Source organism: Brooklawnia sp. (assembly GCF_032229645.1).
GTDB lineage: Bacteria > Actinomycetota > Actinomycetes > Propionibacteriales > Propionibacteriaceae > Brooklawnia.
Genome location: NZ_JAVTWX010000012.1, coordinates 1 through 3319 on the forward strand (window position 1 = coordinate 1; position 3319 = coordinate 3319).

The 3319-nt window shown below is 66.3% G+C and carries 3 protein-coding genes; all 3 read left to right on the top strand.

Annotated features, from left to right (window positions below):
- A partial coding sequence (locus tag AAFP05_RS00625) for a transketolase C-terminal domain-containing protein (protein ID WP_341727914.1) occupies positions 1-865 on the top strand: 865 nt, incomplete at its 5' end.
- Between the two features lie 3 nt (positions 866-868).
- Positions 869-2377, top strand: coding sequence for a 2-oxo acid dehydrogenase subunit E2 (locus tag AAFP05_RS00630; RefSeq protein ID WP_341727915.1), 1509 nt, complete (start codon positions 869-871; stop codon positions 2375-2377).
- Positions 2377-3319, top strand: a 943-nt coding sequence (locus tag AAFP05_RS00635; protein WP_341727916.1) for an FAD-dependent oxidoreductase, incomplete at its 3' end; no start/stop codon positions are given. The genes AAFP05_RS00630 and AAFP05_RS00635, both read left to right, overlap by 1 nt.

Below are 3319 nucleotides of genomic sequence, written 5' to 3' on the forward strand. Positions count from 1 at the left end.
GGGCGTCACCAAGGGCCTGTGGACCGAGTTCGGCGACGACCGGGTCATCGACACCCCGATCACCGAGTCGGCCATCATGGGCCTGGCGGCCGCATCCGCCGCAACCGGACTGCGTCCGATCGCCGAGCTGATGTTCATGGACTTCTTCGGTGTCTGCTACGACCTGATCTGGAACCAGGCGTCGAAGTTCCGCTATATGTTCGGCGGCAAGGCCAAGACCCCGCTGGTGATGCGCGGCATCATCGGTGCCGGCATCGGCGCTGCGGCCCAGCACTCGGCCTCGCCGTATCACATCTTCACTTCGACAGCCGGCGTGAAGGTCGCCTGCCCGTCCAGCCCCTACGATGCCCGCGGGCTGCTGCTGACCGCTATCCGCGATGACGATCCGGTGATCTTCTGCGAACACAAGGCGCTATACGACCTCAAGGGTGAAGTTCCGGACGAGCCGTTTACGATTCCGTTCGGTGTCGCGAACTACACCCGCCAAGGCGACGATGTCACGATCATCGCCTTGGCGAATATGGTTCAGGTGGCCAACCGGGTCGCCGACCAGCTCGCTAGTGAGGGCATCTCAGTTGAGGTCGTGGATCCGCGTACCACCAGCCCGCTCGACGAAGAGGCCATCCTCGAATCTGTCGCGGCTACCGGACGAGCGGTCGTCGTCGACGAGTCGGCTGCGCGTTGTGGTTTCGGCCACGACGTGACGGCGCTGATCGCGACCAACCTCTACTCCGAGCTCAAGGCGCCCATCCGGCTGATCACTCCGCCGCATGCCCCGGTGCCGTTCTCTCCCGCGCTCGAGAAGGAATGGGTGCCGAGCGAGGTCAAGGTAGCGGACGCAGTCCGCTCGATCGTGGAGGTCTGAACCATGGCCGGGATCCAAGCCATCACCCTACCCAAGTGGGGTTTGACGATGGAGGAAGGTCTGCTCGGCAGCTGGCATGTCGCTGAGGGAGCGACCTTCAAGGAGGGCGACTCGCTGTGCACGGTCGAGTCGAGCAAGATCACCAATGAGCTGTCGGCGTCATTCGACGGGGTACTGCGCCGTCGAATCGGCAAGGAAGGCGAGACCTACCCGGTGGGGGCACTGCTCGCAGTGAGCGCTCCGGCCGAGGTCTCCGATGCGGAGGTCGACGCCTTCATCGCGGCATCCGACGCAGCTTCCACCGATACTGCGCAGCCTGCCGCGGCAGCGTCCGCCGCCCCGTCGGCTGTGCCGGCAGCCGCGGCACCGCCACCTCGTCCGGGTGAACTGGTCGTGCCCGCCTCCTTGGCCGGTCAGACCGCGGACGATATAGTCGCGACTCCGCGTGCTCTCGGGTTCGCGAAGGCCAACGGCATAAATCTGGGGAAGGTGTCCGGCTCCGGGCGCGGCGGACGAGTGAGCATCGCGGATGTCGAGAAGGCCATTACCGCCGGTGGCGGCCAGCTCGCCGCGAAGCCCGCGGGTGAGCGCAAACCGGTTCGTCCGCGCAGCCACGCCGACGACTCCACGGTGAGCGCGACCCCGGTGGCCCGCAAGCTCGCCAAGAAGCGCGGCATCAATCTGCATGACTGCCGGGCGACCGGGGCCCGTGGACGGGTCTGCCGAGCCGATGTCGAGGAGGCAATCCACAAGCTCGAGGCGGGTCAGCCGGTCGCGGCAGCACCCGCCACTCAGCCGGTGGCAGCAGCGGCGAGTGTCAACGAGGCGACCCCGCAGCCGTTGACGCCGATGCGCCGCACGATCGCCGAGCGGCTCCAGTCGTCCTACCAGACCTCGCCGCACTTCCGGGTGAACACCGAGATCATCATGGACGCCGCACTCGACCTGCGCGCTCAGATCAATGCGACGGTGCCGGGCGTGAAGATCAGCGTCAACGACCTGATCGTCAAGGCGGTTGCGATCGCACTGACCAGAGTTCCCGATGTCAACGTGCAATTCGACGAGGCCTCGAAGACCGTCATGCGCTTCGCCGAAGCCGACATCAGCGTCGCGGTGGCACTGCCCGAAGGTCTGGTCACCCCGGTGGTGCGCGCCGCGAATAAGCTCTCGCTAGGTCAGATCTCCGCCGCGATAGCCGAACTCGTGACCCACGCCAAGGCGAGGACGCTGACGGCCGAACAGTTCCAGGGCGGTACCTTCACCGTCTCGAACCTGGGCATGTACCCGGTGACATCATTCGACGCGATCATCAATCCGCCGCAGGCAGCCATTCTGGCGGTCGGCTCGGGTGTGCGTCGCCTGGTGGTGGGCGACGACGACCAGGTGGATGTGCACACCGTCGTCGAAGTCTCACTGGCAAGCGATCACCGGGTCATCGACGGGGCGCTGGCAGCGAAGTTCGTCGCGCAGCTGCGGTCGATCCTCGAAGCCCCGGCTCAGATGCTGGTGTGATGATGAGCCATCCAGACGATGCATTCGATGTGCTCGTGATCGGGGCCGGGCCGGGTGGCTACGTCGCCGCTATCAGGGCTGCCCAGCTCGGACTCCGCACGGCGGTCGTCGAGCGATCCGAGTTGGGCGGGGTCTGCCTCAACTGGGGTTGCATCCCGACCAAGGCGTTACTGCACGGCGCCGACACCGCGCACGCCCTGGCCGATGCCTCACGGTATGGCTTCGAGGTGCCCGAGGGAACCACCTTCGACATCGCTCGATTGGTGAGGTTCAGCCGCTCCGTGGTTTCGCGACTGACAGGCGGGGTTGCGGCCCTGCTGGGCGCCAATGGCGTCACCGTGATTACCGGCAGCGCACTGCTGACCGGCAAGGGCGAGGTCAGCGTCACCGACCCCGACGGCAGCGTCCGGGAGGTGGGCGCCGATCATGTCATCGTCGCCACCGGTGCCCGTCCGAGGGTCTTGCCTGGGCTGGAGCCGGACGATGAGCGCATCTGGACGTCGACCGATGCGCTGATGCCGGAGAAGCTGCCGGATTCGCTGGTGATCATCGGCTCCGGCGCGATCGGTATCGAGTTCGCCAGCCTGTTCAACGCTCTCGGCACTTCGGTGACCGTGTTGGAGGCGCTCGGCTCGATCCTGCCAGCCGAGGACGCTGCAGTCTCGGCTGCGGTCGTCCGGCAGCTGAAGGCAAGGGGCATCCGCTGCGAAGCGGGTGTCAAGGTCAGCTCTGCGCAGGCCGACGATACCGGGGTGACTACCTCGTTCAGCACCTCCGATGGACGATCGGAGACCATCCGCAGCGAATATCTGCTGGTGGCCGCCGGGGTGGTGCCCAACAGCGAGGGACTCGGGCTGGCCGAACTCGGAGTCGATCTCGAGCGCGGGTTCATCGTCACCGACCAGTGGTGCCGCACGTCGGTGGCCGGACTCTACGCGATCG